Origin of the sequence: Rhizobium sp. 10PS4 (assembly GCF_032464805.1) — a bacterium.
Lineage (GTDB): Bacteria > Pseudomonadota > Alphaproteobacteria > Rhizobiales > Rhizobiaceae > Rhizobium > Rhizobium laguerreae.
The window spans coordinates 174,613-200,532 of the sequence record NZ_JAWDIW010000013.1; the positions used below are offsets into that span (position 1 = coordinate 174,613).

The following is a 25,920-nucleotide window of genomic DNA, read 5'->3' on the forward strand; positions in this document are numbered from 1 at the left end:
GTCTCACGCGCCCGACGGTGCAACGGCCCGCAACGCGGTCCTGACGATCGCATCGCCGAACTCCGGCGAGACCGGGCGATGGCCGACCAGCAGCCGGAAGAAGACCGGTCCGTAGATCATATCGAGCAGCGCCTCCATATCAAGCGGCGGAACGATCTCTCCCCGAGCCAGAGCCTCCTCCAGGATGACACGACCCGCGTTGCGGCTCGACAGGATCACCTGATTGCGGAAGGCCTTGGTGAATTCGCTTTCCGGGTCGGCGGCCGCAAGCGCCATGGTGATCTGCCGCCCGCGCGTGCTCGCAAAGGCAGTCACCAGTCCGCTCATCTGCGCGCCGAGAGCCGCCTGCGCCGTGCCCCCTCCAACCTCCGCTTCCGGTAGCCGGTTGACCAGAAGAGCGGCCATCGCCAGTTCCTGCGCGTTGGCCCAGGAGCGATAGATTGTCGGCTTGCCGACACCGGACCGCGCCGCCACGGCTTCGATGGTCATGCGGCCAAAACCTTCGGCCATCAGGATTTCATGGGCGGCCTCCAAGGCACGCCTCTGCGCGGCAGCGCTTGGCGGCCGCCCTCGTTTCTTCGGTGTTGCGTTATTCTCTTGACTCATATCTTTACGATGCGTAACGTTAATATAAGACCCAGTCAAGGAGGATCTCCCATGCCGAGTTTTGCCCGAAAAGTGAGCGCCTACTTCATCGTCAAGGATGCGGCACGGGCTATCGACTTCTACAAGGAGGCTTTCGGCGCCACGGAAGTCTTCCGCATGACCGATCCTTCGGACGGGCGGATCGGCCATGCCGAGCTGCGTTTCGGAGAGACGCTGATGATGTTGGCAGACGAATATCCGGACTTCGGCGCCCTCTCTCCCGATACCATTGGAGGCTCGCCGGTGACCTTCCACATGGACACGGTGTCGACCGACGAAGCACTGGCGCAGGCGCTGTCGGCCGGGGCGACGATGCTGCGCCCGGCGACCGACCAGAGTTTTGGCGAGCGGGTGGCGCAGGTGCTTGATCCCTTCGGTCATCGCTGGATGTTGTCGCAAACCATCGAGCAGGTCACGCCTGAGGAGATGCAACGCCGCTGGAACGAGGACATGTCGGCGTGAGCGCCGCAGCCCTTGAAGCGCTCGAGGAGGCTGAGTGCGCCTTCAACGCGGCGATGGTTTCCAACGATCCCACCCAGATCGCCGCCTGCATCACCCAGGACTGGGTGCTGGTGACGCCTGAGCGCGGCCCGATCCCTGCACAGGCTATTCTTTCGGCGATCGGATCCGGTGTCCTGAGCCATGACACGATGACCAAGACGACGCATCACGTCCATCTGCTCGGCAATGTCGCCACGGTTACCGGTCGCGGACAGAACACCGGCATGTTCCGTGGCGAACCGATATCGGCCGACGAATGGATCACCGACGTCTATCACCGGCAGGGTGACAGGTGGCGGTGCGTGCTGACCCACCTCACCCCTGTCAGGAGCGGGGCCTGAAGCGCGTCGCGATCTTTCAGATTCGCTCGTCGCGCTTTAGGTCCTTGCCCCCAGCCCCTTGGAAATCCCTTCGATTCAAGACAAGATCATCCCGCTCTAGCTGGGAGACTCCGATGGAAAACCACGAGCCGTTTTTGCGCGAGGCGATTGCGCTTTCGAAATCCGCGATGGAACACGGCGACGAACCGTTTGGCTCGGTGCTGGTGAAGGACGGCGAAGTCATCCTGCGCGCCGAAAACAGCGTCTTCAGCGGCCACGATATGACCAACCACGCCGAGATGAACCTGGTTAAACTGGTGGCGCAGCACTACGACACTGCTTTTCTCGCCGACTGCACGCTCTATACCAGCACGGAGCCCTGCGCGATGTGCTCCGGGGCGATTTACTGGTCGGGCATCGGGCGCATGGTGTTTGCCTGCTCCGAAACACGGCTTGGCGAGATCGCCGGGATCGGGTTGAACGTGCCGAGCCGGGCGGTGTTGCAAACCGGCGCGCGCATCGTCACTGTGGTTGGCCCGACGAACCTCGAAGACGAAGCCGCCAAAGTCCATCAGGAATTCTGGCCGAAGCAGCTGGGCAAGGCTTAGAGGTTGCCGGCGATAATCCGAGGGCAGCTATCTCCCGCAACGCCCGCTATCAAGGGATCGCTGCGCGGATGTCTGGCGGCCGCGCACGCGTAGGACGCGGTCTGCGGTTCAGCGCCTGTATTCCGGCTCGCTGCGATCGAGCGCGCGCTTCACCGATTCCAGATGGAGCCGGGCCGATTCCGGGTCTCCTTCGCGCATTTGCCGGTACGCCGCTTCGGCGATCTCAGGCGCGACGGCAAGGACTTGGCGTCCGGTCGACAGCGCGAGCGTCTGCACTTCGCAGGCGCGCTCGAGGTAATAGAGGTCGTCCCAGGCTTCGGCGATATTGGGTGCGCAGACCATGACGCCGTGGTGCTTCATGAAGACGATGTCGGCATCGCCGATTGCAGCCGCGATCCGATCACCCTCGTGCGCGTCGAGCGCCAGGCCGTTATAGTTGCGGTCGACGGCCGTGCGTCCATAAAATTTCAAGGCGGTCTGCCCGGCAAAGATCAGGGGATCGCCCTCCGTCATCGAAAGGGCGGTGGCATAAGGCATATGGGTGTGGAATGCCGCCTTGGCGCGGGGAATGTTCTTGTGAATCCTGGCGTGGATGTAAAAGGCGGTGGCCTCAGGCTGTCCGCTGCCCGACACTACGTTGCCGTGAAAGTCGCAGATCAACAACATCGAGGCCGTCAGTTCGGCGAAAGCGTAGCCGTAAGGGTTCACGATGAACAGGTCGTCATAGCCTGGAACGACGGCCGAGAAGTGGTTGCAGATCCCTTCCTCCATGCCGAGCCTTGCCGCCATCCGGAAGCAGGCCGCAAGATCGACGCGGGCCTGCCAGATGTCGTCCGTGTCAAGTTTCGGCTGGTTGGGGCCGCCGGCGGGCGATGGAGCTGTATTGAGGGAGTGCGCCATGGGATCGTTTCAAATTGGTGCCGAAGGAGAAGGTGGATGCCTTCTGGATTACCCCCGGATCAGCCTCGCATCAAGCCGGCTGGAGACAAACATGGTTCGCTTCATTTGCATATTTTGGGTGAGTACGCTGGCAGATCGTCGATCATCCGGGCCGGGTAATCGCTGCTGTTTACTCCTATGCCCTCCGGCCGCGGTAGGTCGGCGGCGGAGGGAGCGCCTCGTGGGCTTGCGCCAGTGTCTCGAGCCAGGTCGCTAAACCGGTAGGGATCTCTTCGTTTCCGGCCTCCAGGGCTTCAATCCACGACAGCTCGCATTGCAGCGCCGAGGCAATGTTGATTGGCGTCCAGCGGCTATGCAGCGGGCACTCGGAGAAACGTTCTGAAGTCATGATGAACTCGCCAATTATCGTGGCCGCGAGTGTGCCACAGAAGAGGCTCGGAACCAAACCCTGACGGAGCGGTCAGAATGGAGTCTGGTGGCTTCTCCAATGGTTGGGAGAAACAGATCGTCGGCAAGCTGTCTCCCGCAACGATCCGGCGAGGTCGACAAGGTGCATAAACGGCAATTCGATCGCCAGTGAATTCGATCAGGAACTTGAGAGGCCCCATGAAGGTTTCTCCCGCTCGAAAGGAGCCCATCATGGCAAAACTGAAGATTCCGAAAAAGGTCGGCGCATACAAGATCCCGAAGGCAATTCGCAAGAACCCCATTCTGCAGGGCATGCTCGCCAACAAGGTGGGACGCGATGTCCTCGCTAAGGCCTTGGTTGCTGGTGCGGGTGCGGCAGCGGCTGTTCTTGTCGAGGACCGCAAGGACGTCGCGGACGCCGCAAAAACCACGGGGCGCACGGGCGCCAAGGCACTGGGCCTGGTCGGAGAGGCCTTCTATCGTGCATCCGACGCCGCAGTCGACGTCGTGCGCGATGCGGCTGGCGACATGTTGCCGAAGAAATTCAAGAAACAGGCAGACGAAAACCCTCGGAAGGGCGCCGTCGTACACTAGCCACGGCGCCGCCCAGGAAGAAGAACCGGCGGCTGGAAACACTGATGCGCAATCGTGCCGCGGGCGGGGTGCTGGAGCAGGCCAAAGCGGCCGCCACAGCGAAAATGATCGGAAAGCTCCTTCGCAAGCACCCGCTCATCGCCGCAGAACTGGTTGCCTCAGGGGCCGCCAGAGGGCTTGCGGTGGGAATTGACGAAGTTCGTCATCTGGTCTTCGGTGGTGACGCCACCAAAGAGAGAGGGAGCAGCGATGAAGGAGAGTGATCTTAAAGAATTGGGCGAGGCGATCCTCAAGGAGACGCGGTCCGATATCACACCCAAACAACTCATCAAAGCAGTGCGAAAAGCGCATCCGGAGGCGACGAAGAAGGAGATCGTCCGGGCAGCATTCTATGCACTGATTGCTAACGCCGATCGGGAACCGGAAAAGGCGGCGGCGCTGCAGGATTTCGCGATCGCCCAGCGAATGAACGATGACGAGTTGCAGAACTGACGGGCCTCGTCGGCATGGAATTTCATTCTTCTGTCACGCAACCTTCTGCCGATGACGGACTTAAGCGGAAGGTCCATCAGCAAAGGAAGACGCCATGTCAGATGATCGCAACAGCGCCCCGCCGGCAAAGCAGGCGGTTTTGACCCCAGAGACGAATATCGTCGATCGCGCAGCGGCGGCAACATTGGTAGAAGACCTCCGCCGCGACGTCGCAACCTCGACGGAAGCCCATGAAACCGCAGATCAATCCGCAAAGGCGCTGAACTGGCACCTGGATCCCGCAGATGTTGCGAATGCGGCTTTCTCGACGGCCAGCCTATCATTGATCCTGTGGAGCCAGTCTCTGTCGATTGCGCGGATGTTCTGGTCGCTGCCGATGACGATGTGGCAGGCCGGGCTCGCCACACCATCGACAGACAAGAACATCGGTTAGCATGATGCCGAAAAGTATGAGCGGTTTTCTCCTGTTCTAGGCAAAAGGCAGGTTCTTTGGGTGCGAGCGGAGGCCGCGAAGCACATCCCTCAGCCCTGGCTGACGGACATGGCGGACGGCCTCCGCCAGAGGCACCTTCTTCGGTGCGATGATCGAAAGCTATCGCGCCGCTGGATTGCTTCCAACCTGAAACGAACCTTTTCGAGCCGTTGCCGGATGGCCGCCACCGCGCCTGCGCCGCTATGGTAAGAATGATGGATGCGTCGTAGGGAACATTGGTCGCGTTTGCCGGTTCGGCAGAATAAGTTGCCCATCATCGCGAGCAGGTATCTCATGACGACCGAGTGGCCCCCATTGCCGCCCATCCGCACCGGCATACGCGGGCTCTGCCCGCGCTGTGGCCGCGGGCATTTGTTCGATGGCTTCCTGACGCTGCGCAACAGGTGCGAAGTCTGCGATCTGGACTATTCTTTCGCCGATCCTGCCGATGGCCCGGCATTTTTTGTCATCTGCTTTGGGTGTATTCCGAGCGTCCTGCTCGCGGTCTGGCTCGAAGTTAGGTTTCAACCGCCATGGTGGGTGCACATGCTGGTGACACTTCCCTTCATGCTGCTCACCTGCATCCCGCCTTTACGCCCTCTCAAGGGCTGGTTGGTGGCAAGCCAATATTATCACAAGGCCGAGGAGGGAAAGCTTTCCCGCCCGTCTTAGGGGCAGCCGTCATCGTCCATCCCTTGGCTCTCGAAGGCGAGCCGATGATCGTCGGCTTGTGATCGTTCTGCGCTTTCACACCCGCCTCTCGCTTGCCCGAAATCCCGACAGTCTCGGCATATCGGCCGGCGACATTGTGATGGTCCCTGCCGCGATGAAGGCGGTGGGGCGGCTGCTCACCGATCCCGATGTGCCGATTGATGCGGCGCGATGCTGTCGCCAACAGCATCCGTCTTGACTCACTCCGCAATGAGAACATAATAAGAACATCGGCGCTGCGGCCGCCATCTGAAAACCGAAGATGTGGAGAGTGGACATGCGCCAGCAGCCGAGCGGCGAAGCCGCCGAAGAGTGGGATCCGCGTGAGGTGATATGGCCGCCGGAGAAGGAGATCGATGTCTCCGAGGCGCATGCAAGTCTGGTCAAGGCCGTGGCGGGAAGTCGCGGCGTAAGATATTTCACGGCCTTTATCATCGACGTCACCAACGATGGTTATCTCGGCGATGTCCAGATGGCGATCGATGATGTCGCCGGCGAGGCCTGCGGCATCCTTTTGCGGTCGTATGTCACCGGCAGTGACGCCGCAACGGGCCAGCCGATCCTTGCCGAGGAAGCCACGCGGCCATTCAAGTTTCCCTGCGGCGGGGGCGTGGCGAAGGCGATAGCGGTGTTTTGCGACAAACTCAAAATGGCCGGCGTTTTTCCTTGAGTGCTTCCCTTGAGCCCGAACGACATGATCGGGGCAGGCACCGCCTTCCCGAGAATTCGTGATCCGTCGAGAGCAGGGGCGGGCGAGATTGTTTACATGCCGAAAGGTGAAACGGTGACCATCCGCTCGCAGGAGGCTCGCGGTGGTCTGACCGTCGATTGCACAATCTGACACGCCGTTGCCCCGCCTCACATCGGCGGCATTCCCTCGAATTTTTGCGCAGCCGGATCGGTCTGATCCCAGGCAAGCCCGCGCGCGGTGTAGGTCACCATCTGCGGCTGATACCGGCCGGGCTCGTCGAGGCTTGCGGCGTGGATGGTGAAAAAGTCAGGCATGTAGGAGAAGGTCATGTAGACCGGCGCGCCGCAGGCGGGGCAGAAGCCGCGGGTCTTGACGTTGCCGTTGTCGGCGACCATCTGCCAATGCGTCGCCTGGCCTTCCAGCTTCACTGCCTCTCGGCTCGGAAAAGTCAGGTACGATCCGTGCCCGGTGCCGCTGCTTGCCTGGCAGTCGCGGCACTGGCAGTCGTTCATCGCTATCGGCTCGGCTATGATTTCATAGTGGATCGCACCGCAGGCGCATCCGCCGGTGTAAGGCTTGCTCATGTCTTTCTCCCGATGAGGTGCCGCAATGGCGACGGCGGCCGCTTCAGTCCTTCGCGTCGGCGATGGCGCCGATGTTCTTCACGACCTTCTTCCAGCCTTCGCCCATCTTCTCGAAGGCGGTCTCGTTTTTCGGCAGCACGAAGCCGGAATGGATGAGGCGCAGCCGCGTGCCGTTTTCGGCCTTGGACAGGATGAAGGTAACGACGGTGTCGAGCGGCGAGCCGTAGCCGACATTCCCCTCGTGCCCGCCCTTCCAGGCATAGGTGAGACGCTCGTTTGGCTTCACCTCCAGCACCCGGCAATGAATGGTGCCGTCCCAGGCGCCGGCCGGCGTCGTCTGGTAGGTAAAGCGTTTGCCTTCGATGGGCTCGAATCCGGTAGGAATCATCAGCCAGCGGCCCATCAGATCGGCCGTCGTCAGCGTTTTCCAGAGCGTCTCCGGCCGATGCGGAAAAACCTCGTCGACCACGATCTCCTGCGTGTCATGTTTCAATGCGGCGTCGTTCATGGATCGATTTCCTTCAGCAATGTTCTGAGATTTGCAAAGCGTTCGCGCCAGAAGGTGCCGTAATGGCTCATCCAGTCGACAAGCGGCTCCAGGCCTTCCGGCTCGGCGCGGTAATAGACCTTCCGGCCTTCGGGGCGCTCAGTGACGAGGCCCGCCTGTTTCAGCGCCTTGAGATGCTGCGAAATGGCGCCCTGCGTGACGCTGCTTGCCCGCGTCAGTTCGACGACGGTGATCTCGTCGGCGTCGACGATCTGTTCGAAGACGGTCCGCCGCGTGGGATCGGCAAGGGCGCGCATGACGGCGGTGATGGAGGCGGTTTCGATCATGATGAAATCAATAGCGTATGCTAATTGATGAGTCAATACTAATTGTTCAGAAGGCGGATGCGCGTTGGACGAAGCGCACCGCTAGAGCCTGACATAGCCCGAGAGCCGCGCACATTTTTCAGTATCATGCTCTGGCTCCACTGCCTTGTTTTCTTGGGCATCTGAACTACGGTGCCGATGGGGTTTTGATCGCGTTGATTTGGGGGTTGTTGAATGCGTTTCTTTGCAGCTTTGATGATTGCGATTTTATTGAGTGGGGAAGGGGTGGCTGCATGCCCTCTCAACGACACCTTGAAACTTTGCGTGTTGAATGGTCGAAGCATGGCTGCCTTGCACAACGGCGTTGATCGAGGCGATTGGACCGTTGAAGCGCCTTCTTCTCCCGTCAACACGACCTCCGAGCCTCGAACCGGCAGCGAGCAGTACACGATGCCGAGCGGATTGCGGTTCGCCATGTATTATCAGGAATACCGAAGGCTCTTTTCTGCTACCTGTACGCTCGATTATTTTGCCGTCTTGGCGGCGGATCGTTCGGAGGATCTGCGTTGTTCGAGCGCTGAGCTCGAAGTCTTCGAAGCCGGGCTCGCGGCAGCCTCGTTGGGTTCAGTCACGAAAGACCGCAAGGAAAGCGGCATGGCCTATTTGGTCGAGGGTGAGAATACGTGGATGACAGTCGTCGTCGTTGGTAAAGACCTGTTGAATGTTTGGGTCGAGACGTCAGTCCTCAAAAAAACCGTAGAATAAGCCGCGGACGCAGAAGGCGCAAAAGTGACCAAGAAAAACCGTAGCAATCTGCGCTCGGGACAACACACCGCCGACGCTCCAGCGGTCGACGCGTTCACACCGAGCGCGCTTACATCGGATCTGACCTGGCTGCCGGATATGATGGCCGTTGGAAAGCCACCGCTTACCGCTCATGCCTATGTAGAGGCCTATCTCGCAGATCCCGACGAATGGTATTGGTCGACGCTTTTGCTGCACGACCCGAGCGAGATCGTCTTGAAGCGAGTGCTCGCCATTATCGAACAAGCCCAATTGCCCGGCCACGAAAAGGCGCTCGGCCAACTGGGCGCCGGTCCGCTCGAAGACCTGATGTCGGAGGAGTTGCTGGATCGTCTGCAACATTGGCTGCCCTTCACACCGGCCATGCGCCATGCGCTCAGTCAGGTTCGAATGGCTGTCGAATCTCCTGTCTTGCAACAGCGACTGAAGGCGATGCTCTTGCGCTAGTGTCTCCGCGAGCGGCGGGCATGGATCCCAGGCTCGAGGCCTGGGATGACGGAGGGCAGGGGCGCGTTTCCGCCAAATTGCCGGCGACAGGCTGAGAGATCGGCCTTAGTTCGAGAGATAGCTTTGAAGGAATGTGCGAACGCTGCGGATGGACTTTGCGGCGGCGTCCGGATTGTATTTTTCGATGTGACCCAACACCTTCCTTCCCACCTTGAACTCTGGGGCATCGAAATCGTGGTAAGTACCCTTGTAGACATTGAGCTCGATCGGGGGGCTATCGTCACTCAGATTGGCAAGCCTCTTCCGGCATCGGTCGGCCGGGCTCCAATTGTCTCGATCGCCAGTCAAAATCAGGATCGGCACCGTCGCATCGCCCTGGGTTGCTGCGCAGAGGGGATAGTAGGCAACCGCTGCCTTGAATTTGTGGTCCATCAGCTGTTCGTTGCCTTCGATTTTTGTTCCCTCCAGCGTCGCCGTGCCGCCCGTCGAAAAGCCCATCAAGGCAACGCGCCTGATATCGACGAAGCTTTGTTTCGACAAGAAACTCAAAGCGCCATAGGCGTCGAAGACGCGATCGGGGAGGTGGCCTTGACACGTGTCCTTGATATTGCGGGTGGTGAAGCTATCGACGACGAGCACGACGTAGCCCCATGAGATCAGTCGTTTCGGCCAAAGCTCCTTGACGCTCAAACGCATGCCCTCGCATCCATGCAGGACGACGACCGCCGGGAAGGGGCCATCACCCCGGGGGCGGGATAGATATCCGAGCAGTGGTGTGCCTTGCGGTTGAGAAAGAATTTCTCCCTGTTCCCTAGCCTTGCTTATTCGAAACGGGCTGAGCTTGACGGGCGCGCTTTCGAAGTGAACCAGTTCCTCGGCGTCAGCCGGGTTTTCAGCGAACGTGGCGCTGAGAAAAGCGACGAGGCAAAGAAAAAGTCTCGTGGTTTTCACCGAACTTCTCCACCGTTTGATCAACAGGCTGCTCATTGTACGCCGGAGCTGAAGGCTCGCAAAGCGGTGAGGGGTTTTGCCGCCGATTGGCTCCGGTTGGGTCGATTTCCAACAGCAGCATGATCTGCGCTCAAAAGTGCTTGATCACCCCCTGGCACATCCGTTATCACTGCCGTAAATCCAAGCTGCGAGATTTGAATTCAGAGGTGATGTCGGGTGGGAATGCGTTTTTGGCAGACTTGCCGCCGGCGCATGAAATAATCCGCGACCCACGTTTAGCCGTTGATCACCCCCCGGCAAATCAGTTAAGACTACCGTAAATCCAAGCTGCGAAATTTGAATCCAGGAGGTGACGTCGATCAAGGCGCCGCCGCCCTTCGATTGGTGTGTCTATCACCGTCCGGCCAGCTTCCCCAGATCATCATTGATCCCCTATCCTCTTCCGCCTGACCTCCCATCTTCGATCACATCGGGATCGGGGCCGGGTAGCGCGCGCCTCTTCCAAGGAGAACTGCAATGGACCCTTCGATTGCTCCGGCCTCGCGGGCCGCAGTGGTGACGCCGAATGACAGCGCCATTGTCGGTGCGCGCGCGCTTTATATCGGCATGGCGGGCGATGTTGCCATTGCGCCGCGGCGAGATATGGATCCGGTCATCTTCAGAAACGTGCCGGCCGGGACGATCCTGCCGGTTCATGCCGCCATTGTCGCGCTGACCGGGACCACGGCATCCAACATTATCGCGCTGTTCTAGAGCTCCCAAAGGCGGGCCATATGGGCAGACCGATCAAGTTCAGCCAGGCGATTGCCGACAGGATTTGCGAGCGCATAGCCGAGAGGGAAAGCCTGCGGTCGATCTGCCGGGATGAAGAGATGCCGGCGATGTCGAGTGTGCTCTCCTGGCTCGCCGATGAGAACAAGGCCGCATTTCGGGTCAAGTACGCACTGGCGCGCGAGATTCAGGCGGATGGTTTCGTCGACGAGATGGTCGAGATTGCCGATGACCGCGCAGACGACTGGATCGAAAAGAAGAATGCGAGCGGCGAGACCACCGGCTGGCAGGAGAATGGCGAGGCCATAAGGCGTTCGCAGCTCCGCATCGCCACCCGCCAATGGGTCGCCGAGAAGCTGAAGCCGAAGAAATACGGTTCCAAGGTCGAGCCCGACCGTGGCGTTGTCGCGAGCGAAGTTTCGCAACTGCTGGAAGATATCAATGGCAAGACGCGCGGACTTCCAAATGGCGGTTGACCAGTTTTCCGACTGGCGCTGGCGTCTGAACAACCTCTATTGGATCACCGATAAATCGGGCAGACGCGTCAGGTTCGAGATGAACTGGACGCAGATGACCTTTTTCGAAGAGATGCATTACCTCAACGTGCTGCTCAAAGCCCGCCAGCTGGGTCTGACGACCTTCATTCAGATCTTCATGCTCGATGCCTGTGTCTTCAACAGGGATATCCGCGCCGGCACGATCGCCCATACGCTGGGCGACGTGCAGACGATCTTCAGGGACAAGATCAAGTACCCTTATGACAATCTGCCCGACAGTATCCGCAACGCCGTGCCTGTCGTCAGGGCCAACCAGACCGAACTGCTGCTTGGCAACAATTCGAGCATCCGTGTCGGAACATCGCTGCGCTCGGGTACGCTGCAATATCTGCACATCTCCGAATATGGGAAGCTTTGCGCGAAGTATCCGCAGAAGGCGAGGGAAGTCCGCACCGGCGCTTTGAATACGGTGCAGGCCGGCCAGCTGGTCTTCGTCGAAAGCACGGCGGAGGGCCAGGAAGGGCATTTCTACACGCTCTGCGAAGATGGCCAGGTCAAGCAGCGCCAGGCGGCGAAACTGACCGAACTGGACTTCAAGTTCCATTTCTTCCCCTGGTGGAAGGAGCCGCAATATGCGATCGCGCCTGAAGGCGTCATCATCACCGATGTTTTCGCAAAGTATTTCAGCAAGTTGTCCGACCAGGGCATCACGCTGACGGACCGGCAGAAGGCCTGGTATGTCAAGAAGGCTGAAACCCAGCTCGGCGACATGAAGCGCGAATATCCCTCGACGCCGGCGGAAGCTTTCGAGGCGAGCGTCGAGGGGGCCTATTACGCCGACCAGATGGCGGTCGCCGACGCCGAAGAGCGGATCGGGGTCTTCCCGCATGTCGAAGGTTATCCCGTCCACACCATTTCCGACATCGGCATGGATGACACCAACAGCGTCTGGCTGTTTCAGGTGCTGCCCGGCCGTGTGCGGATGATCGGCTATTTCGAGCATACCGGCACCGGCATGGACGGCATGCTCGACGAGCTGGAGCGGCGCGGCGCCGAACATGGCTATGTCTACGGCGTCCACAACATGCCGCATGACATCAAGGTCAGGGAATGGACGCGCGGCGGCATGACCCGCATCGAAGTGATGCTGAGAGAAGTCAAGGCCCGCGGCCTCGGCACCGTCCGCAAGATCGAGCGCGCCTATGTCCACGACCGGATCAACGGCACCAGGCGCATTCTGGCGAAGATCGAGTTCGACCAGGCCGGCTGCATCCAGGGCATCAAGTGCCTCAGGAATTACCGCAAGGACTGGGACGAGGATTTGAGCGTCTTCCGCGACGCACCGCTGCACAATTGGGCTTCGCACGGAGCGGACGCTTTCGGCGGCCTCGCCATCATCTTCACCGGCTTGGCGCCCGAACCGCTGAAGCCGGAACCCAAGCGACTGCCGACGTTACAGACGACGACGTTCAACGACTTCGTCGCAGCAACCCCTGCATATAGCGAGCGTGTTTGATGGAAGACGAAACGACGGCTTTGGAGGGCGGGCAGCAATGGGACCTGGCAAAGGTCGGCGCCCGGTGGCAGCAGGAGCTCGAGCGCGCTCAGCGCTATTTCAGATCCTGGCATGACCGCTGCGTCAAGATCGAGAAGATCTATCTCGACCAGCAGTCTGACCAGACGAATGCGGCCAAGCGAAGGTTCCCGATGCTCTGGGCCAACACCTCGGTGCTGCAGCCGGCGGTCTATGCCCGCGTGCCGCAGCCGGTCGTCGAGCGTCGCTTCAAGGACGCGCAGCCGGTGGCGCGCATGGCCTCGGAGCTCGTCGAACGCAATCTCGCCTATATGGGCGACGAAGCCGATATCGATTCCATCATGCGGGCGGTGCGCGACGATTTCCTGCTCTGTGCCCGCGGCACGGTATGGCTGCGCTACGAGGCCGATTTCGAGCCGCTCGACATGGGCGTCCAGCCCTCCGACGCGCCAGCCAATGGTGGCCTCCTCCCTGGGGGCTTGCCCGGTGGCATGGGCGAGAATGGCGTTCCGCCGGAGGCAATCACCGACGAACGTGTCTGCATCGATTATGTGCACTGGTCCGACTTCCTGCATTCGCCGGCGCGCCGCTGGAAGGACGTGACATGGGTGGCGCGGCGCGTGCCGATGACCGACGAGGAGATGGAGAAGCGGTTCGGCCCGGACGCCATGACATCGCTCCAGGCGCAAGCCGCGGGCAGCAACAAGGGCAGCAACCAGACGGAGCGCGCCGAGAATGAGGGCAAGACCCATGTCTGGGAGATCTGGTGCAAGAGCAAAAACTATACTGTCTGGATTGCCGACGGCGCGCCCGTGGCGCTCGAAGTATCGGAGCCGCCGCTCGATCTGACGCATTTCTGGCCTTGCCCGCGTCCGGCCTACGGCACGATGTCGACCAGCTCGCTGATCCCGGTTCCCGACTATGTCTATTATCAGCAGCAATGCGACGAGATCGATCTTCTGACCAAGCGCGTCAACAAGCTGACCGATCAGTTGCGCCTGAAAGTGTTCTATCCCTCCGGCGACGGCGCGATCTCGCCGGCGATCGAAAAGGCGATGCGGCCGGAAAACGATACGGTGATGGTGCCGATCCCGGAATGGGCGGCCTTCACCGACAAGGGTGGCTCGAAAGCGATCGTGACGCTGCCGATCGACGAGGTGCAGAAGGTCATCATCGCCTGCATCCAGGCCCGCAAGCAGCTGATCGAGGACGTCTACCAGATCACCGGCATTTCCGACATCGTCCGCGGCGACACCCAGGCGTCCGAGACGGCGACGGCGCAGCGCATCAAGAGCCAGTGGGGCTCGATCCGCATCCGCGACCGCCAGGCCGAGCTTGCCCGCTTCGCCCGCGACATCATCCGCCTTGCCGGCGAAATCATCTGCGACCAGTTCCAGCCGGAAACGCTGATGCTCGTCAGCGGCATCAAGCTGCCGACCATGGCCGAGAAGCAGCAGGTTCAGCTGCAGATGCAGCAGATGCAGATGGCGGCGCAGCAGGCCGCAGCGCGCGCAGAGCAGATGGGGCAACCTGAACCGCCGCCGCCGCAGATGCCGCCGCAGCTTGAGCAGATGATGCAGCAGCCGACGATCGACGAGGTCGTGCAGCTGCTCCGCAACGACAGCATTCGCGGCTTCCAGATCGACATCGAAACGGATTCGACAATCGAGCCCGACGAGGACGCCGAAAAGCAGCGCCGCATGGAATTCGTGCAGATGATCGGCGGCTTCCTGCAGCAGGCCGGCGCCATGGCGCAGCAGAACCCGATGCTGGTGCCTGTGATGGTCGAGACGCTGCTCTTTGCCGCCCGCGGCTTCAGGGCAGGGCGCCAGCTTGAAAGCACGCTGGAGCAGGTCGGCGCCCAGCTCTCCGAGGCCGCAACCGCGCCGAAGCAACCGCCGGAGCCACCGGCCGAGCAGATGATCAAGCTGAAAACGGCTGAAGTGAAGGCCGGCGCCGAACAGCGCAAGGCCGAGCTTGGCGTTGCGCAGGCCGAGATCGAGCATCGCGCCATGATGGAACAGGCGCGCGGCGAGGCGGCTGCGCAGGCCTTGCAGCAGTTGCAGCATGCGCCCTGACGCGCTTCGCGATGCGATCTTTGAGATAAGGTGGCATGCCGAAATTGCTCTAAACAATTTCGACCGCCTTGATCTGCTTAAAGGCTACGAACAAGCCAAGATGCGTCTAACCCAAATCCTGTCCGCTCTGGATCGCGCTGACGACGCACTTGACGTTTTGGTAACGCCTGAGGAGTGGGACAATACGTGGGTGAATAGTAAAGGCTGTCTGCGTAGGGCTTACAGCCGAAAGGGCTGAAACTTCGAGGGACGTGATTGCTGGCGGACGATTGCCAAGTGCAGGCAAGTCTTCTTCAAGAATGCCGTCCACGTACGAAACGCCTTCAAGTTCATAGACGATCAACGGAGCAAACGTGATCGCTACGCCATCGTAAATCGCCGTTATCATCACCTGGGTAGCGATCGCCTGGCAAAGAGTATCTGCGACTGGCTTCCCCACAGAGTTCTGCACGAACGAAATCCCGAGCCCAAGTCCGAGCGCCATAGGCATATCCGCATCTCCTTCTAATCGGAGATTCTAATATAGGTGATTCGCGGGCGGCGGTGTAAATCCCGAAATTTTCACAGAAATTGGTTCGCGAGTACGTCTTGACAGCCCTTCCAGTAATTCGAGGACGTTATTGGGACTTATGTCAGCCGCACGACCAGGTTTATAGATCGATAGGATCGAACATGAGAGAACGCTATTGCCGCGTCTGCGGCGGCTGGCACGCGCTCGACAAATGGCCGCACAACTGCATGCCGGTGAAGAACCCGGCGCAATCCGATCTGCCGGCGCCGCATTTCGTCAGCGACTGCATCGACATCCAGTCGATGCACGACGGCAGGCATTATACCTCGAAAGCCAAGCTGCGCTCCGCCTACCGATCGGCCGGCGTGGTCGAGATTGGCAACGAAAAGCCGCGGCCGGTCGAAAGGCCGAAGACAGATCGCAACGAGATCCGCAAGGAACTGCGGCGGGTTTACGCCGAATACAACGCCTAGAACAAACCTCTCCAACCTTTTGTTTTTACGGGCATCAATCCCCGACAAAGGAAGTTTCCGACATGGACATGGAAGACCTGAACGAGGCCGGCAACGGCAGCGAAGATTTTAGCGCGTTCGACGACAAGCCCCTGAATGACAGGCCAGGCAGCATCCGCGACAGCCTGAAGGCGGCGATCGACACTGTCGAAGGCAATGCACCGGGCGATATCGCCGGCCAGCCGCGCGACGGGGAAAACGGCCGCTTCCTGGCCAAGGGGCAGGAGCAGGCGGCAGCCGCGGCGAGGGCGGGGCAGCCGCCTGCGGCAAACGCCGCTCAACAGACGCCCCAAGCACAGACCCAGATGCAGACCGGTGAACAGCCGGCAAGCGTCGGCAGCCGGGTTCCGCCCGGCTGGTCGGCGGAAGCCAAGGCGCAATTCGCAAGCCTTCCAGGCGAAGTGCAGGCGGCCATTACCAAGCGGGAACAGGAGGTCGATAACGGCTTTCGCGTCCTGCAGGATTACAAGGGGCTCGAGGAGTTCACGCCGCTCATCCGTCAGGCCGGCATGACCCATGCCGATGTCATGCGCCGGGCGATCGATTGGGAAAAGGCGCTCATCCACGATCCCGTCAACACCGTCGTTCACGTCGCCAGGATGGCCGGGGTCAATCTTCATGCCCTGGTCAATGGCCAGATGGATCACGTCCTGCAGCGGAGTTCGCAGCAGGCCGGACTACAGCCCGGACTACAGCAAGGAGGACCGCAGCCGCGACACGTCAACGTCGAGGCGACGGTCGAACACGTTCTCCGGAAAAGGGACACCGAAACTCAAGTCGATGCCTTCCTTTCCGACCCGGCAAATGCGCACGCCGATGACGTGCTTGATGACATGATTGCCCTTATCAATGCAGGGCGGGCATCGTCGCTTCAGGACGCCTACGACGCCGCATGCTGGATGCGCCCGGACATTCGCCGGCAGTTGATCAGCCAGACTGCGCAGGCCCCCGTCCGAGAACAGCAAGCCCAGAGGGCAGCAGCGGCAGATCAAGCCCGCCGCGCCTCGCGATCCATCTCTGGATCTTCCGCACCGGGCCCGACCCGCGACGCGGCAAGAGGCCAGCCCACCTCAATCCGAGACTCGCTGCGCGACGCCATGCGTTTTTCGCGCGGTCAAGTCTGATCAAAGGAATGATCAATGCCCATCTCGCCCAACCTTTCTGAAATCGTGACCACGACGCTGCGCAACCGCAGCGGCACGGTCGCCGACGACGTGACGAAGAACAACGGTCTTCTCACCCGTCTGAACAGCCGCGGCCGCAAGAAGCCCATCTCCGGCGGCCGCACCATCGTCCAGGAACTGCAATATCAAGAAAATGGCAGCTTCAAGCGCTATTCCGGTTACGATATCCTCAACGTCCAGCCTTCCGACGTCATCACCGCTGCCGAATACGATCTCAAGCAGGCCGCGGTCGCCGTCTCGATGTCCGGCCTCGAACAGCTGCAGAATTCCGGCGAGGATGCGATCCTCGATCTGCTCGAGCAGCGCATCGAAAACGCCGAAACGACGCTGAAGAACAATATCGCGCTCGACTGCTATTCCGATGGCACGGCCGATGGCGGGCGTCAGATCGGCGGCCTGCAGCTGTTGATCTCGACCTCTCCGACCTCGGGCACCGTCGGCGGCATCTCGCGCGCCACCTGGGGTTTTTGGCGCAACCAGAAATTCTCGGCCTCGGCCGATGGCGGTGCGGCCGCCTCGAATGCCAACATCCAGAGCTACATGAACCGGCTCTACATGTCCTGCGTTCGCGGCTCCGACGCGCCTGATCTCGTTGTCGCCGACAACAACTTCTTCCGCCTCTACTGGGAATCGCTGCAGGCAATCCAGCGCATCACCTCGGCGGACAAGGGCATGGCCGGCTTCCAGTCGCTCCAGTACATGGGCGCCGACGTGATCTTCGACGGCGGCTTCGGCGGCGGTGCGCCGCTCAATCAGATGTTCTTCCTGAACACCAAGTACCTGTTTTATCGCCCGCACCGCGACCGCGACATGGCGCCGATCGGCGATGAGCGCATGAACACCAACCAGGATGCCTTCGTGCAGCTCATGGGCTTCGCCGGCAACCTCACCATGAACAACGCCTTCCTGCAGGGCGTGTTGTTCGCCTGATCGTCAACGAAAGGAAAAGCAAATGTCGATCGCTTCAATCCAGTCCGATCGTCTTGGCGCGAACCCGTTCGTCGTCGAAGGCCCGATCGTTTCCGGCTCCGGTATTCCGGGCCCGAACTTCTCCCTCGGCGCTGTTGCCGGCGGGGACCGCGAATCCGAATGGGTCTATTGCCAGCTGGTGCTGGCCTCGCAGACGACCCTTCAGCCCGGCCAGTGGTTCCAGTGGACCAGGGATTATGTCGCTTCGCTGCTGACCACGGCAGCCGCCGTCGTCGGCCAGCGCTGCGGCGTCTTTTCCGGCGCCGCCCAGCCTCCGACCCTGACCGGCGGCCCGGTCGGTGCCATCACCCTTGCACCCGGCACCTATTACGTCTGGCTGCAGCGCAACGGTCAGGCGCCGGCATTGGTGGCAACCGCAACGGCGGCCCTCGTCACTGCCGAAACCACCACCACGGCAGGCCAGGCGAGCGCCCCGGCATCCGCCACGGCAACCACCAAGGCCATCGCCAACGTCAACTTCGCGGCGGCCAACCAGACGTTCACTGCAACCACGGTCAACGGCTCCAACCTGCTGACGAGCCTTTCCGGCCTCAACGCCGGTTCCGGCCCGTTCATCGGTGCGGCTGTCTCGGGCACCGGCATCGCCGGCGGAACGACGATCTCGGGCATCACCTACAGCCCGAGCGGCGTCGTCCAGAGCATCACACTCTCGGCCAACGCCACCGCCAATGGCACGGGCATTACGGTCACCGCAACGGGCGTGCTCGAGGCGACGCTGATGCGTCCGTTCCTGTCGAAGGTGAATTAAGCCACGTCAACCAACGGGCGCTGCGGCGCCCGTTCCTCATTCCCCCCGCCATCAACAGCGAGACACGCACCATGCCCGACAACAGCACCGGAATTTATGCCTCCTTCAGCCTCGAACCGGTCGAGCAGACTTTTCTGACGGAGAAGGAAGGCCGGCCGATCTTCGCTGACAAGGAATTCGTCCGCATCTTCATCTCCGGCGATAAACACACCGAAGTCTATCGCGAGGTGACCGAGAACGACAAACAGCGCTTTTCCGATGCCTATAAGCGTTTCAAGGAAGGGGCTGCCGCCCGCGAGCAGCTGACCGGCACGCCGCTGGCGCAATGGCCCTATCTGAAGCCCAGCCAGATCAAGGAGCTGGAGGCGGTCAATATCTATACCGTCGAGCAGCTCTCAGCACTCTCCGATACCAGCAAGCAGAAGATCGGCATGGGTGCGAACGAACTCGTCGCGGCCGCCCGCGCCTATCTCGCCACTGCTGAAAACACGAGTGCTGCCTCGGCCTTTGCCGCCGAAAACGAGCGGCTGAAGGACGAGGTGACGCGGCTGCAGGAGCAGATGAAGGAGATGGCCTTGCGCTTCGAGGCGCTGGAAAGCGAACGTCAAACCGGGACCAAGTCCCGCGGCCACGTTGCCGCCTGAACCGGAGATCCGCGCATGTCGCTACTGACCATCATTCAGAATGTCTGCGCGGAAATCGACCTCGATCCGCCGACGGCCGTCATGTCTTCGGCGGATCCGCAGATCATGCAGCTGCGCATCCTCTCCACCCGCGCCGGCCGCGACCTGATGCGCGAGCATGACTGGTCGGCGCTGATGGTGCAGCGGCAATTCGCAACGACGGGCGCCAACCCGGAGCCGGCCGAGCCGCCCGCCGACTGGGACCGCTTCGCCGCCAATTCGAAGATCTGGAATGCCTCGCGCCTCTGGCAGCTCAACGGCCCGGTGGAGCCGCAGACCTGGCAGCGTAACAGGATCATCAACTCGAACCCGGTGCCGCAGATCTGGCGCATGGCTGGCGGTAAGCTCGATATCCATCCGAACGCTGCCGGCGAGACGATGGCTTATGAGTATATTTCCGGCTTCTGGGTGGCGCTGAATGGCGAGGCGACCTATGCCGCCAATTGGGCGAACGATACCGATACCGCCCGTTTCCCCGAAGACCTTCTCGAACTTTCGCTGATCTGGCGCTGGAAGCGGGCCAAGGGTCTCGACTATGGCGAGGAGATCGCCAGTTTCGAGCGATCCAAGGAAGCCACGATCGGCGCCGATCGGGCGGCAGCGCCCGTCGACCTCTCGCTGCCGGCGAGGGGGCAGGCGCCTGAAAATTACTGGCCCGGCACGATCACGGTGTCCAACCCATGACCCGCAGACCTGTCCCTCAAAACGGGCGCACCCGCCGCGTTTCGCCCGGCAAAGACTGGATCGCGCCGATCGGCGGCTGGCGAACCGATGTCGAGATGGCGGATATGCCTGAAGATGCGGCGTTTCAGCTCGACAATTTCTTTCCCGAGGCAAACCGGGTGCGCGCCCGCTATGGATTCCTCGCTTTCGCCACCGGCCTTGGCGCCGACGTGCAGACGGTCATTCCCTATTCCGGCGTCGGCAACCGGCTGTTTGCCGCGGCCGGAGACAAGATCTTCGACGTGACGGCGGGCGGCGCTGTCGCTGCGCCCGTCGTCTCCGGCATGGCGAGCGCCCATTGGTCGGTGCAGCAATATACCAACCCGGCCGGCCAGGAGTTTTTGCGCCTGGTCAACGGCCTCGACACGCCGCTGCTCTTCAACGGCACTGCCTGGACGAATAATTTTCTGGTGGGCACGGCCACACTCGCCACCCAGAACGTCGCCGTCAGGAACACGTCCTATACGCTGAGCTTCTTCGGCACCGGCTCCGTCACCCTTTCCGGCGCCTTCGCCGGCACGCTTGATGGAACGGGCGTCGCCAACCGGGTGTCGCTGACCTTCACGCCGGCGGCCGGCACGCTTGTCGTCACCGTCTCTGGAACGGTCACCAATGCGCAGCTGGAGACGAGCGCGGTCGCGACCCCTTACGTTCCCTCAACGATGATATCAGGCATTCCGGACGCCTCGCTGCTGATCGCCGTCACCGCCTATCGCTCGCGTCTCTGGTTCATCGAGAAGAATTCGACCAATGTCTGGTATCTCGCCACCGATGCCGTCAGCGGCACGGCGACGGTGCTGCCGGTCGGCGGCAACATGAAATATGGCGGCACGCTGATTGCGATCAACGTCTGGACCATCCCGGTTTCGACGGGCCTGCAGCAGTGCCTGGTGCTGATCTCCTCGGAAGGCGAGGTGATCGTCTTCCAGGGGTCCGATCCTTCGAGTGCTTCCAATTGGGGGCTGATCGGCACCTTCAAGCTCGGCCGGCCGCTCGGTACCGATCGATGCCTGCTGTCGGTCGGCGCAGATCTCGCGATCATGACGACTGATGGCATCGTGCCGATCACCAAGGCCGTGCAGCTTGACCGGGGTGCGACCAGCCTCGGGGCGATCACCGCCAAGATCGGCCCGACCTGGCGCGAGACCGTTGCGGCGACCGGCACGACCTCTGAGGAGTGGCAGCTTTCGAGCTTCCCGGCGCGGCAGATGGCGATCGTCAATCTGCCGTCCTCCTTCGGACCCTATCAATATGTGATGAATACCGAAACCGGGGCCTGGTGCCGCTTCGTCGGCATGCCCGCCTCCTGCTGGACGACATGGCAGGACCGGCTGTTCTTCGGGGCGGGCGACGGCACGGTTTATGAGGCCGAAGTCGGCGCCAACGACAATGGCGTGGCGATCGATGCGCTGATGGTCGGCGCATGGAGCCGCTATGGCGACGGGCTCTCGACCAAGCTCTCGAAGCTGATCGGAGTGACGGCGCAGATCGGGGTTTCCACGCTGATGTATGCGGGGATTTCGGTCGACTACCAGACCAAGATTCCCAACGCACTTCTGTCGTCGATCGAGAACAATACGGCGGCAAAGTGGGGAACGGCGGTCTGGGGCGTGTCGAAATTCCCGGGTATCTCGCTTGTGCGCAAATTCGCCTCCGCCGGCGGCGCCGGTTCGGCCTTGGCACCGACGATCCGGGCGCTGATCTCGGGCTCGTCCGGCTCCGTCTCGGAAGCGGCCGTGGTCGGCGGCTCGGTGCTTTACGAAAAGGGCGCGCCGATTTGATCGTCTGCGAACCGCGCGAGCAGATTGCGGCCTGGGTCGGCAACAGGATCGGCGTGAGCTTCCATCCACCTTACACCACGCTTGCCCATATCGACCGCGGCCGGATCATCGCCGGCTTCGTCTTCAACGTCTGGACCGAGCATGACGTCGAGGTCTCGCTTGCCGCCGACCGGCTGACGCTGACGCTGATGCGATCGGTCTTTCGCTATGTCGTGCATCAGCTCGGCTGCCGCCGGGCAACCGCAAGGACCCGCGCCGACAATGCCGAATCCCAGAAGGTTCTGGCAAGACTGGGCGCACGCCTGGAAGGCCGCCAGCAGGCCTATTTCGGCGACTGCGACGCGCTGCTTTACGCAATCATGAAAGAGGATTTTCCCTATGGTCTCCACGCCGAAGGCCCCAAAGGCGCCTGATCCGACACAGACCGCAGCGGCGCAGACGGCCACCAACGTCGACACCGCCATCGCCAATGCGGGGCTCAGCCACACCAACCAGTACACGCCGGACGGTTCGCTGGAATACAAGGTCAGCGGCTATCAGACGATGACCGACCAGAACGGCAAGACCTACCGGCTGCCGACCTATTCGGCCTATCAGACCTATTCGCCCGAGAACCAGGCGATCTACGACCAGACGCAGCAGACCCAACTCGGCCTTGCCAGGCTCGCCAACGACCAGACAGGCAAGATCTCCGGCGTGCTCGGCACCAATGTCGATCTCAGCGCCGGCAATGTCGACAAATATGTCAACGATCACTGGCAGTCCGGCTTCAACAACCAGTGGGACCGCGATCGGGCGAGCCTCGACCAGAGCCTTGCCGACAAGGGCATCCCGATGGGCTCGGCCGCCTATGACAACGCGCTGCGCGATTTTTCGACGCGCAAGCAGGCCGCATCCGACCAGTATCTCGGCGACATGTATTCGAATGCTGAGAATTCGATCCTGACCGAGCGAAACCAGCCGCTGAACGAGATTTCGGCGCTGATGTCGGGCTCGCAAGTCCACCAGCCGAGCTACGTCAACACACCGACGACGCAGCTGCCGACTGTCGACCAGGCTGGGCTGATCAACGAGAATTTCAATCAGAAGATGGGTCTCTACAATCAGCAGCTCGCCCAGTCGAATGCCGCCATGGGCGGTCTGTTCGGACTCGGCTCGTCGCTGCTTGGCGGCTGGGCTATGGGATCTGACCGACGGCTGAAGGAGGACATCAGGCGCGTCGGCACGCTTGATAACGGCTTGCCGGTTTATGCCTTCCGATACAAGAAGGGCGGCCCCACCCAGATTGGTCTCATGTCCGACGATGTGCGCGAGGTTCACCCGGAATCGGTGTTCGAAGATGCCGATGGGTTTGATCGCGTCGATTATGAAAAAGCGGTGGTGTAATGGGCTTCTTATTCGGCGGCGATACCCGCAAGACGCAGGGCGACCTTAGCGACCAGCGCAAGCGGCTGGCTTACGCCATGCTGCAGCAGGGCACTGATACGAGCCCAATCCAGTCCCCGTGGGAAGGGGTCGCGCGGCTTGCCGAAGGCGGGCTCGGCGGTTTGGCGATCCGCCAGCAGCGGCAGGAGCAGCAGGCGGATGGCGCCGCAGGGACCGCCGCTCCGGCGGCTGCGCTTTCGACCCCCGCGCCAGCCTCTCCCGGCTTCCTGTCGTTGCTCTTCGGCAGCGGCCCGGTGCGCCGGATCGGCGGCTGAAGCAAAGCATCAGGCGCGTCGGCCCGCTGAACAACGGTCTGCCGGCAGACGCCTTCAGGCGCAAGGACGGCGGCCCGACCAATATCGGCCTGATATCCGACGATATGCGCAAGATTCATCCGAACGCGGTGTTCGAACAGACGGTTTCGACGGCGTCGATTACGAAAGGGCAGTGGGCTCATGTCATTAAAGTCATTCATATCAGGCGGCGATACCGGCAAGACGCAGGGCGAGATCAGCGACCGGCGGAAGCAGCTGGCCTACGCCATGCTGCAGCAGGGCATGGAGTCGGGTCCCGTACAATCCCCCTGGCAAGGGGCTGCGCGTCTTGTCCAGGCACTCATGGGTGGACTGGCGATCCGTCGGCAGGAGCAGCAGGCAAGCGGCGACGGTAGCGCGGCGCCAGCTGGCGAGCCAGGCGACTTTCCCTTCGCTCCGCTGCCTGACAACGGGCCCGTTCCGCCGCAAAGACCCAATCTCGACCCGCTGATGACGACGGACGATCGCGGCGGACAGCCCATGGGCCCGGCCGCGCAGCCGGGCGCCGGTCTCTTTGCCCCGCTGCCCGACAACCGACCCATTCCGACGCCGAGGCCCTATCGCGACCCGATGGTCACGACGGATTATCGCCGGGAACAGCCTATGGCGGCCGATCAGCCAGGCGACGATCCCTTCGCTCCGCTGCCTGACAGCGGACCCATTCCGACACCGAGACCGGCGTACCGCGCGCCCGCGGCATCAGCCGCCCAGCCCGTCGACGGCAATGTCTATGACGGCTTCATGCATACGGTGAAGACCAAGGTCTCGAATCCCTATGGGCTCGCCGCCATCGCCTCGACGGGGCAGGCGGAAAGCAGCTTCTCGCCGAAGAGAGCCAACAGCTCCTGGTCCGACCCGAGCCAGAGCGGGCAGCAAGGCACCTCCGGCGGCATCATGTCGTGGCGCGATACCCGCCTGCAAAAGCTCTATAACTTTGCTGCCACCAGAGGTGAAAAGCCGGGCGCGATCAGCCCGCAGACGCAGGCCGAGTTCTTCCTGCAGGAGGACCCCCGGCTGATCGCCAGGCTGAACGCCGCAACCTCGGTCGAGGAAGCGCAGCGTCTCATGAATAATGCCTGGCGATTTGCCGGCTACGACAAGCCCGGCGGCGAGGCGGCCCGCAGGACCGAGCAAGCAAATAGTCTCCTGCCGCAGTTTCTGACCGAAGGCGCTGCCGATCCCTTCGCGCCGCCTGCCAACCCGCCCGTTCCGACCCCGAGGCCCTATCGCGATCCACTGGTGACGACCGACTATCGCCGCGGCCAGCCGATGGCGGCCGACCAGCCGGACGACGATGCCTTTGCTCCGCTGCCTGACAATGGACCCATGCCTTCGCTGAGACCCGGCTATCTCGACCCAGAGATGACAACCGACGAACGCCGCCAACAGCCCGCGGCGCCGGCTGCTGGCGGCGGGGCTGCCGGATCCGCAAACGACGGTGCAGAGCTTCAAACCATTCTGTCCGATCCCGTTCGTCGCGCCGAGTTGCCGGCCGGCATGCGCAACAACAATCCCACCAATCTCAAGTACGTCGGCCAGCAAAGGCCAGGGATCATCGGCCCTTCCGAGAACACCGACCAGGGCGATCCACAAGTCGTCTATGCCACGCCGGAAGCGGGCATGGAGCACAATTTCTGGCAGGTCATGAGGAAATATCGAAAAGGCATGCTGACGCCGAACCAGATCATCGCTGGAAAAGGGGGATGGACGCCCGACTCCTTTACGGCGGCCGCCAACATTGCGCGATCGATGGGCATCGGCCCTGACGACGATATTCGCCTGACTGACCCGGTGATGGCAAAGAAATTCCTTCGCGCCCTCATTACTCAGGAGCAGGGAACATCGGGCGATCTTTATCCGGATAGCATGATTGAAGCGGCGATCGCGGCACAGCCCAAGGCGGCCGCGCATGCCGTCCGTTCGCTGCCGGCCAACGTGCCCATTCCCACCCCGAGACCGGATCTTGACCCGCGGGGTGCGAAGGACGATCGCCGCGGACAGAACGGGCCGCCGGCCGACTTTGGCAAATCGGCCGCGCTCGTACGTGCGCTACTTGCTCGGCAGCAAAATGGCCTCTGGTAGGAACGCATCTAAACAATCCTAAGATTTTGCAGCACACATCAATGGCCTCGCGATGCGCGGGGCCTTTTTTTCGGAGAAGGTGAATGCCCAGAAACCCCTGGACCGGCGCCGCTCGTAGCCGGAAACCATGTCTGTGTCGTCGACCG

The 25,920-nt window shown here is 61.6% G+C and carries 34 protein-coding genes and 1 pseudogene; 27 read left to right on the top strand and 8 right to left on the bottom strand.

All coding sequences use genetic code 11. The features are described 5' to 3' along the window. Positions 1 to 3: 3 nt before the first annotated feature. Positions 4 to 606 carry a TetR/AcrR family transcriptional regulator gene (locus RWJ89_RS24525; protein WP_020048985.1) on the bottom strand — a complete coding sequence of 201 codons (603 nt, stop codon included), beginning with the start codon at positions 604 to 606 and terminating at the stop codon, positions 4 to 6. A 51-nt stretch (positions 607 to 657) separates the two neighbouring features. Here RWJ89_RS24525 and RWJ89_RS24530 point away from each other — a divergent pair, with 51 nt between their 5' ends. From RWJ89_RS24530 to RWJ89_RS24540, 3 genes are all read left to right on the top strand, one after another. Continuing rightward, on the top strand, positions 658 to 1,107 hold the full coding sequence (locus RWJ89_RS24530) for a VOC family protein (protein ID WP_131623356.1): 450 nt from the start codon (positions 658 to 660) through the stop codon (positions 1,105 to 1,107). After that, on the top strand, positions 1,104 to 1,487 hold the full coding sequence (locus RWJ89_RS24535; protein WP_168283700.1) for a nuclear transport factor 2 family protein: 384 nt from the start codon (positions 1,104 to 1,106) through the stop codon (positions 1,485 to 1,487). The genes RWJ89_RS24530 and RWJ89_RS24535 overlap by 4 nt, the downstream gene beginning before the upstream one ends. Before the next feature lie 113 nt (positions 1,488 to 1,600). After that, entirely contained in the window at positions 1,601 to 2,074 is a 474-nt protein-coding gene (locus tag RWJ89_RS24540) for a nucleoside deaminase (protein WP_316031591.1), read from the top strand. Positions 2,075 to 2,182: 108 nt separating this feature from the next. On the opposite strand, the gene RWJ89_RS24545 is transcribed toward RWJ89_RS24540, so the two are convergent. Together RWJ89_RS24545 and RWJ89_RS24550 are read right to left on the bottom strand one after the other, a co-directional pair. After that, entirely contained in the window at positions 2,183 to 2,974 is a 792-nt protein-coding gene (locus RWJ89_RS24545; RefSeq protein ID WP_316031592.1) for an aldolase, read from the bottom strand. Positions 2,975 to 3,149: 175 nt separating this feature from the next. Beyond that, positions 3,150 to 3,362, bottom strand: coding sequence for a hypothetical protein (locus RWJ89_RS24550; protein ID WP_131666539.1), 213 nt, complete (start codon positions 3,360 to 3,362; stop codon positions 3,150 to 3,152). Between the two features lie 251 nt (positions 3,363 to 3,613). Between RWJ89_RS24550 and RWJ89_RS24555 the strand changes: the two genes are divergently transcribed. From RWJ89_RS24555 to RWJ89_RS24580, 6 genes are all read left to right on the top strand, one after another. Then, complete coding sequence (locus RWJ89_RS24555) at positions 3,614 to 3,976, top strand: hypothetical protein (RefSeq protein ID WP_316031593.1); 363 nt, start codon at positions 3,614 to 3,616, stop codon at positions 3,974 to 3,976. Positions 3,977 to 4,020: 44 nt separating this feature from the next. Beyond that, positions 4,021 to 4,239, top strand: a complete 219-nt coding sequence (locus RWJ89_RS24560; protein ID WP_316031594.1) for a hypothetical protein — start codon at positions 4,021 to 4,023, stop codon at positions 4,237 to 4,239. Between the two features lie 10 nt (positions 4,240 to 4,249). Further along, positions 4,250 to 4,468, top strand: a complete 219-nt coding sequence (locus RWJ89_RS24565; RefSeq protein ID WP_246621741.1) for a hypothetical protein — start codon at positions 4,250 to 4,252, stop codon at positions 4,466 to 4,468. A gap of 94 nt (positions 4,469 to 4,562) precedes the next feature. Continuing rightward, a complete protein-coding gene (locus RWJ89_RS24570; protein ID WP_316031595.1) occupies positions 4,563 to 4,901 on the top strand; it encodes a hypothetical protein in 339 nt (112 codons plus the stop codon). 333 nt (positions 4,902 to 5,234) lie between these two features. Continuing rightward, positions 5,235 to 5,612, top strand: coding sequence for a DUF983 domain-containing protein (locus tag RWJ89_RS24575; RefSeq protein ID WP_316031632.1), 378 nt, complete (start codon positions 5,235 to 5,237; stop codon positions 5,610 to 5,612). A 316-nt stretch (positions 5,613 to 5,928) separates the two neighbouring features. After that, entirely contained in the window at positions 5,929 to 6,321 is a 393-nt protein-coding gene (locus RWJ89_RS24580; protein ID WP_025393650.1) for a hypothetical protein, read from the top strand. Between the two features lie 188 nt (positions 6,322 to 6,509). Here the strand turns inward: RWJ89_RS24580 and RWJ89_RS24590 are convergent, their stop codons facing one another. The 3 genes from RWJ89_RS24590 to RWJ89_RS24600 are packed head-to-tail and all read right to left on the bottom strand — an operon-like array spanning position 6,510 to position 7,760. Beyond that, positions 6,510 to 6,926 carry a GFA family protein gene (locus tag RWJ89_RS24590; RefSeq protein ID WP_131666533.1) on the bottom strand — a complete coding sequence of 139 codons (417 nt, stop codon included), beginning with the start codon at positions 6,924 to 6,926 and terminating at the stop codon, positions 6,510 to 6,512. A 43-nt stretch (positions 6,927 to 6,969) separates the two neighbouring features. Beyond that, positions 6,970 to 7,434, bottom strand: a complete 465-nt coding sequence (locus RWJ89_RS24595) for an SRPBCC family protein (RefSeq protein WP_131666532.1) — start codon at positions 7,432 to 7,434, stop codon at positions 6,970 to 6,972. Beyond that, the gene (locus RWJ89_RS24600; RefSeq protein WP_221979672.1) at positions 7,431 to 7,760 is read right to left on the bottom strand and encodes an ArsR/SmtB family transcription factor; all 330 of its coding nucleotides are present in this window, start codon (positions 7,758 to 7,760) and stop codon (positions 7,431 to 7,433) included. Before RWJ89_RS24600 ends, RWJ89_RS24595 begins: the two co-directional genes overlap by 4 nt. A 213-nt stretch (positions 7,761 to 7,973) precedes the next feature. On the opposite strand from RWJ89_RS24600, the gene RWJ89_RS24605 reads away from it, so the two are divergent. Then, entirely contained in the window at positions 7,974 to 8,504 is a 531-nt protein-coding gene (locus RWJ89_RS24605) for a hypothetical protein (RefSeq protein WP_245503935.1), read from the top strand. A 24-nt stretch (positions 8,505 to 8,528) separates the two neighbouring features. Further along, on the top strand, positions 8,529 to 8,990 hold the full coding sequence (locus RWJ89_RS24610; protein WP_222000361.1) for a hypothetical protein: 462 nt from the start codon (positions 8,529 to 8,531) through the stop codon (positions 8,988 to 8,990). Positions 8,991 to 9,095: 105 nt separating this feature from the next. On the opposite strand, the gene RWJ89_RS24615 is transcribed toward RWJ89_RS24610, so the two are convergent. Continuing rightward, positions 9,096 to 9,977: a dienelactone hydrolase family protein gene (locus RWJ89_RS24615; protein ID WP_316031596.1), complete on the bottom strand. Its 882-nt coding sequence runs from the start codon at positions 9,975 to 9,977 to the stop codon at positions 9,096 to 9,098. 480 nt (positions 9,978 to 10,457) lie between these two features. Here RWJ89_RS24615 and RWJ89_RS24620 point away from each other — a divergent pair, with 480 nt between their 5' ends. The 4 genes from RWJ89_RS24620 to RWJ89_RS24635 are packed head-to-tail and all read left to right on the top strand — an operon-like array spanning position 10,458 to position 14,821. After that, positions 10,458 to 10,694, top strand: coding sequence for a spike base protein, RCAP_Rcc01079 family (locus RWJ89_RS24620; RefSeq protein ID WP_131666528.1), 237 nt, complete (start codon positions 10,458 to 10,460; stop codon positions 10,692 to 10,694). Positions 10,695 to 10,714: 20 nt separating this feature from the next. Further along, positions 10,715 to 11,188, top strand: a complete 474-nt coding sequence (locus RWJ89_RS24625; RefSeq protein WP_131666527.1) for a terminase small subunit protein — start codon at positions 10,715 to 10,717, stop codon at positions 11,186 to 11,188. Next, complete coding sequence (locus tag RWJ89_RS24630) at positions 11,154 to 12,725, top strand: terminase (RefSeq protein WP_222032018.1); 1,572 nt, start codon at positions 11,154 to 11,156, stop codon at positions 12,723 to 12,725. The genes RWJ89_RS24625 and RWJ89_RS24630 overlap by 35 nt, the downstream gene beginning before the upstream one ends. After that, positions 12,725 to 14,821, top strand: a complete 2,097-nt coding sequence (locus RWJ89_RS24635; RefSeq protein ID WP_316031597.1) for a hypothetical protein — start codon at positions 12,725 to 12,727, stop codon at positions 14,819 to 14,821. Before RWJ89_RS24630 ends, RWJ89_RS24635 begins: the two co-directional genes overlap by 1 nt. 106 nt (positions 14,822 to 14,927) lie before the next feature. Here the strand turns inward: RWJ89_RS24635 and RWJ89_RS24640 are convergent, their stop codons facing one another. Then, positions 14,928 to 15,311 carry a hypothetical protein gene (locus RWJ89_RS24640; protein WP_260110388.1) on the bottom strand — a complete coding sequence of 128 codons (384 nt, stop codon included), beginning with the start codon at positions 15,309 to 15,311 and terminating at the stop codon, positions 14,928 to 14,930. 182 nt (positions 15,312 to 15,493) lie between these two features. Here RWJ89_RS24640 and RWJ89_RS24645 point away from each other — a divergent pair, with 182 nt between their 5' ends. From RWJ89_RS24645 to RWJ89_RS24700, 12 genes and pseudogenes are all read left to right on the top strand, one after another. Next, positions 15,494 to 15,805, top strand: coding sequence for a hypothetical protein (locus tag RWJ89_RS24645; protein ID WP_316031598.1), 312 nt, complete (start codon positions 15,494 to 15,496; stop codon positions 15,803 to 15,805). 62 nt (positions 15,806 to 15,867) lie between these two features. Next, positions 15,868 to 16,968, top strand: a complete 1,101-nt coding sequence (locus RWJ89_RS24650; RefSeq protein ID WP_316031599.1) for a hypothetical protein — start codon at positions 15,868 to 15,870, stop codon at positions 16,966 to 16,968. A 15-nt stretch (positions 16,969 to 16,983) separates the two neighbouring features. Then, entirely contained in the window at positions 16,984 to 17,958 is a 975-nt protein-coding gene (locus RWJ89_RS24655) for a phage major capsid protein (RefSeq protein WP_027664943.1), read from the top strand. Between the two features lie 22 nt (positions 17,959 to 17,980). After that, positions 17,981 to 18,766, top strand: coding sequence for a hypothetical protein (locus RWJ89_RS24660; protein ID WP_316031600.1), 786 nt, complete (start codon positions 17,981 to 17,983; stop codon positions 18,764 to 18,766). Between the two features lie 71 nt (positions 18,767 to 18,837). Then, on the top strand, positions 18,838 to 19,410 hold the full coding sequence (locus RWJ89_RS24665) for a hypothetical protein (RefSeq protein ID WP_221979679.1): 573 nt from the start codon (positions 18,838 to 18,840) through the stop codon (positions 19,408 to 19,410). Between the two features lie 15 nt (positions 19,411 to 19,425). Next, positions 19,426 to 20,133 carry a phage adaptor protein gene (locus tag RWJ89_RS24670; protein ID WP_168283715.1) on the top strand — a complete coding sequence of 236 codons (708 nt, stop codon included), beginning with the start codon at positions 19,426 to 19,428 and terminating at the stop codon, positions 20,131 to 20,133. After that, positions 20,130 to 21,953, top strand: coding sequence for a hypothetical protein (locus RWJ89_RS24675; protein WP_316031601.1), 1,824 nt, complete (start codon positions 20,130 to 20,132; stop codon positions 21,951 to 21,953). The genes RWJ89_RS24670 and RWJ89_RS24675 overlap by 4 nt, the downstream gene beginning before the upstream one ends. Further along, complete coding sequence (locus RWJ89_RS24680; protein WP_316031602.1) at positions 21,950 to 22,366, top strand: GNAT family N-acetyltransferase; 417 nt, start codon at positions 21,950 to 21,952, stop codon at positions 22,364 to 22,366. Before RWJ89_RS24675 ends, RWJ89_RS24680 begins: the two co-directional genes overlap by 4 nt. After that, positions 22,332 to 23,339 (top strand): tail fiber domain-containing protein, encoded by a 1,008-nt coding sequence (locus RWJ89_RS24685; protein ID WP_316031603.1) that lies wholly within the window; start codon positions 22,332 to 22,334, stop codon positions 23,337 to 23,339. Before RWJ89_RS24680 ends, RWJ89_RS24685 begins: the two co-directional genes overlap by 35 nt. Further along, positions 23,339 to 23,653, top strand: a complete 315-nt coding sequence (locus RWJ89_RS24690; RefSeq protein ID WP_025393669.1) for a hypothetical protein — start codon at positions 23,339 to 23,341, stop codon at positions 23,651 to 23,653. Before RWJ89_RS24685 ends, RWJ89_RS24690 begins: the two co-directional genes overlap by 1 nt. Next, positions 23,641 to 23,843: pseudogene (locus RWJ89_RS24695) on the top strand (tail fiber domain-containing protein); the annotation flags it as partial. The gene RWJ89_RS24690 and the pseudogene RWJ89_RS24695, both read left to right, overlap by 13 nt. Then, a complete protein-coding gene (locus tag RWJ89_RS24700) occupies positions 23,834 to 25,774 on the top strand; it encodes a phage tail tip lysozyme (protein WP_316031604.1) in 1,941 nt (646 codons plus the stop codon). The pseudogene RWJ89_RS24695 and the gene RWJ89_RS24700, both read left to right, overlap by 10 nt. The last annotated feature ends 146 nt before the right edge of the window (positions 25,775 to 25,920 follow it).

Bases quoted from the DNA above. Each gene is read 5' to 3' on its own strand.
- RWJ89_RS24590 (WP_131666533.1), bottom strand. From the start codon at position 6,926: ATGAGCAAGCCTTACACCGGCGGATGCGCCTGCGGTGCGATCCACTAT.
- RWJ89_RS24575 (WP_316031632.1), top strand. From the start codon at position 5,235: ATGACGACCGAGTGGCCCCCATTGCCGCCCATCCGCACCGGCATACGC.
- RWJ89_RS24640 (WP_260110388.1), bottom strand. From the start codon at position 15,311: ATGCCTATGGCGCTCGGACTTGGGCTCGGGATTTCGTTCGTGCAGAAC.
- RWJ89_RS24630 (WP_222032018.1), top strand. From the start codon at position 11,154: ATGGCAAGACGCGCGGACTTCCAAATGGCGGTTGACCAGTTTTCCGAC.
- RWJ89_RS24615 (WP_316031596.1), bottom strand. From the start codon at position 9,977: ATGAGCAGCCTGTTGATCAAACGGTGGAGAAGTTCGGTGAAAACCACG.
- RWJ89_RS24570 (WP_316031595.1), top strand. From the start codon at position 4,563: ATGTCAGATGATCGCAACAGCGCCCCGCCGGCAAAGCAGGCGGTTTTG.
- RWJ89_RS24655 (WP_027664943.1), top strand. From the start codon at position 16,984: ATGCCCATCTCGCCCAACCTTTCTGAAATCGTGACCACGACGCTGCGC.
- RWJ89_RS24595 (WP_131666532.1), bottom strand. From the start codon at position 7,434: ATGAACGACGCCGCATTGAAACATGACACGCAGGAGATCGTGGTCGAC.
- RWJ89_RS24555 (WP_316031593.1), top strand. From the start codon at position 3,614: ATGGCAAAACTGAAGATTCCGAAAAAGGTCGGCGCATACAAGATCCCG.
- RWJ89_RS24525 (WP_020048985.1), bottom strand. From the start codon at position 606: ATGAGTCAAGAGAATAACGCAACACCGAAGAAACGAGGGCGGCCGCCA.
- RWJ89_RS24625 (WP_131666527.1), top strand. From the start codon at position 10,715: ATGGGCAGACCGATCAAGTTCAGCCAGGCGATTGCCGACAGGATTTGC.
- RWJ89_RS24665 (WP_221979679.1), top strand. From the start codon at position 18,838: ATGCCCGACAACAGCACCGGAATTTATGCCTCCTTCAGCCTCGAACCG.
- RWJ89_RS24690 (WP_025393669.1), top strand. From the start codon at position 23,339: ATGGGCTTCTTATTCGGCGGCGATACCCGCAAGACGCAGGGCGACCTT.
- RWJ89_RS24670 (WP_168283715.1), top strand. From the start codon at position 19,426: ATGTCGCTACTGACCATCATTCAGAATGTCTGCGCGGAAATCGACCTC.
- RWJ89_RS24540 (WP_316031591.1), top strand. From the start codon at position 1,601: ATGGAAAACCACGAGCCGTTTTTGCGCGAGGCGATTGCGCTTTCGAAA.
- RWJ89_RS24635 (WP_316031597.1), top strand. From the start codon at position 12,725: ATGGAAGACGAAACGACGGCTTTGGAGGGCGGGCAGCAATGGGACCTG.
- RWJ89_RS24700 (WP_316031604.1), top strand. From the start codon at position 23,834: ATGTCATTAAAGTCATTCATATCAGGCGGCGATACCGGCAAGACGCAG.
- RWJ89_RS24650 (WP_316031599.1), top strand. From the start codon at position 15,868: ATGGACATGGAAGACCTGAACGAGGCCGGCAACGGCAGCGAAGATTTT.
- RWJ89_RS24605 (WP_245503935.1), top strand. From the start codon at position 7,974: ATGCGTTTCTTTGCAGCTTTGATGATTGCGATTTTATTGAGTGGGGAA.
- RWJ89_RS24660 (WP_316031600.1), top strand. From the start codon at position 17,981: ATGTCGATCGCTTCAATCCAGTCCGATCGTCTTGGCGCGAACCCGTTC.
- RWJ89_RS24620 (WP_131666528.1), top strand. From the start codon at position 10,458: ATGGACCCTTCGATTGCTCCGGCCTCGCGGGCCGCAGTGGTGACGCCG.
- RWJ89_RS24675 (WP_316031601.1), top strand. From the start codon at position 20,130: ATGACCCGCAGACCTGTCCCTCAAAACGGGCGCACCCGCCGCGTTTCG.
- RWJ89_RS24600 (WP_221979672.1), bottom strand. From the start codon at position 7,760: ATGATCGAAACCGCCTCCATCACCGCCGTCATGCGCGCCCTTGCCGAT.
- RWJ89_RS24685 (WP_316031603.1), top strand. From the start codon at position 22,332: ATGGTCTCCACGCCGAAGGCCCCAAAGGCGCCTGATCCGACACAGACC.
- RWJ89_RS24550 (WP_131666539.1), bottom strand. From the start codon at position 3,362: ATGACTTCAGAACGTTTCTCCGAGTGCCCGCTGCATAGCCGCTGGACG.
- RWJ89_RS24560 (WP_316031594.1), top strand. From the start codon at position 4,021: ATGCGCAATCGTGCCGCGGGCGGGGTGCTGGAGCAGGCCAAAGCGGCC.
- RWJ89_RS24645 (WP_316031598.1), top strand. From the start codon at position 15,494: ATGAGAGAACGCTATTGCCGCGTCTGCGGCGGCTGGCACGCGCTCGAC.
- RWJ89_RS24545 (WP_316031592.1), bottom strand. From the start codon at position 2,974: ATGGCGCACTCCCTCAATACAGCTCCATCGCCCGCCGGCGGCCCCAAC.
- RWJ89_RS24530 (WP_131623356.1), top strand. From the start codon at position 658: ATGCCGAGTTTTGCCCGAAAAGTGAGCGCCTACTTCATCGTCAAGGAT.
- RWJ89_RS24580 (WP_025393650.1), top strand. From the start codon at position 5,929: ATGCGCCAGCAGCCGAGCGGCGAAGCCGCCGAAGAGTGGGATCCGCGT.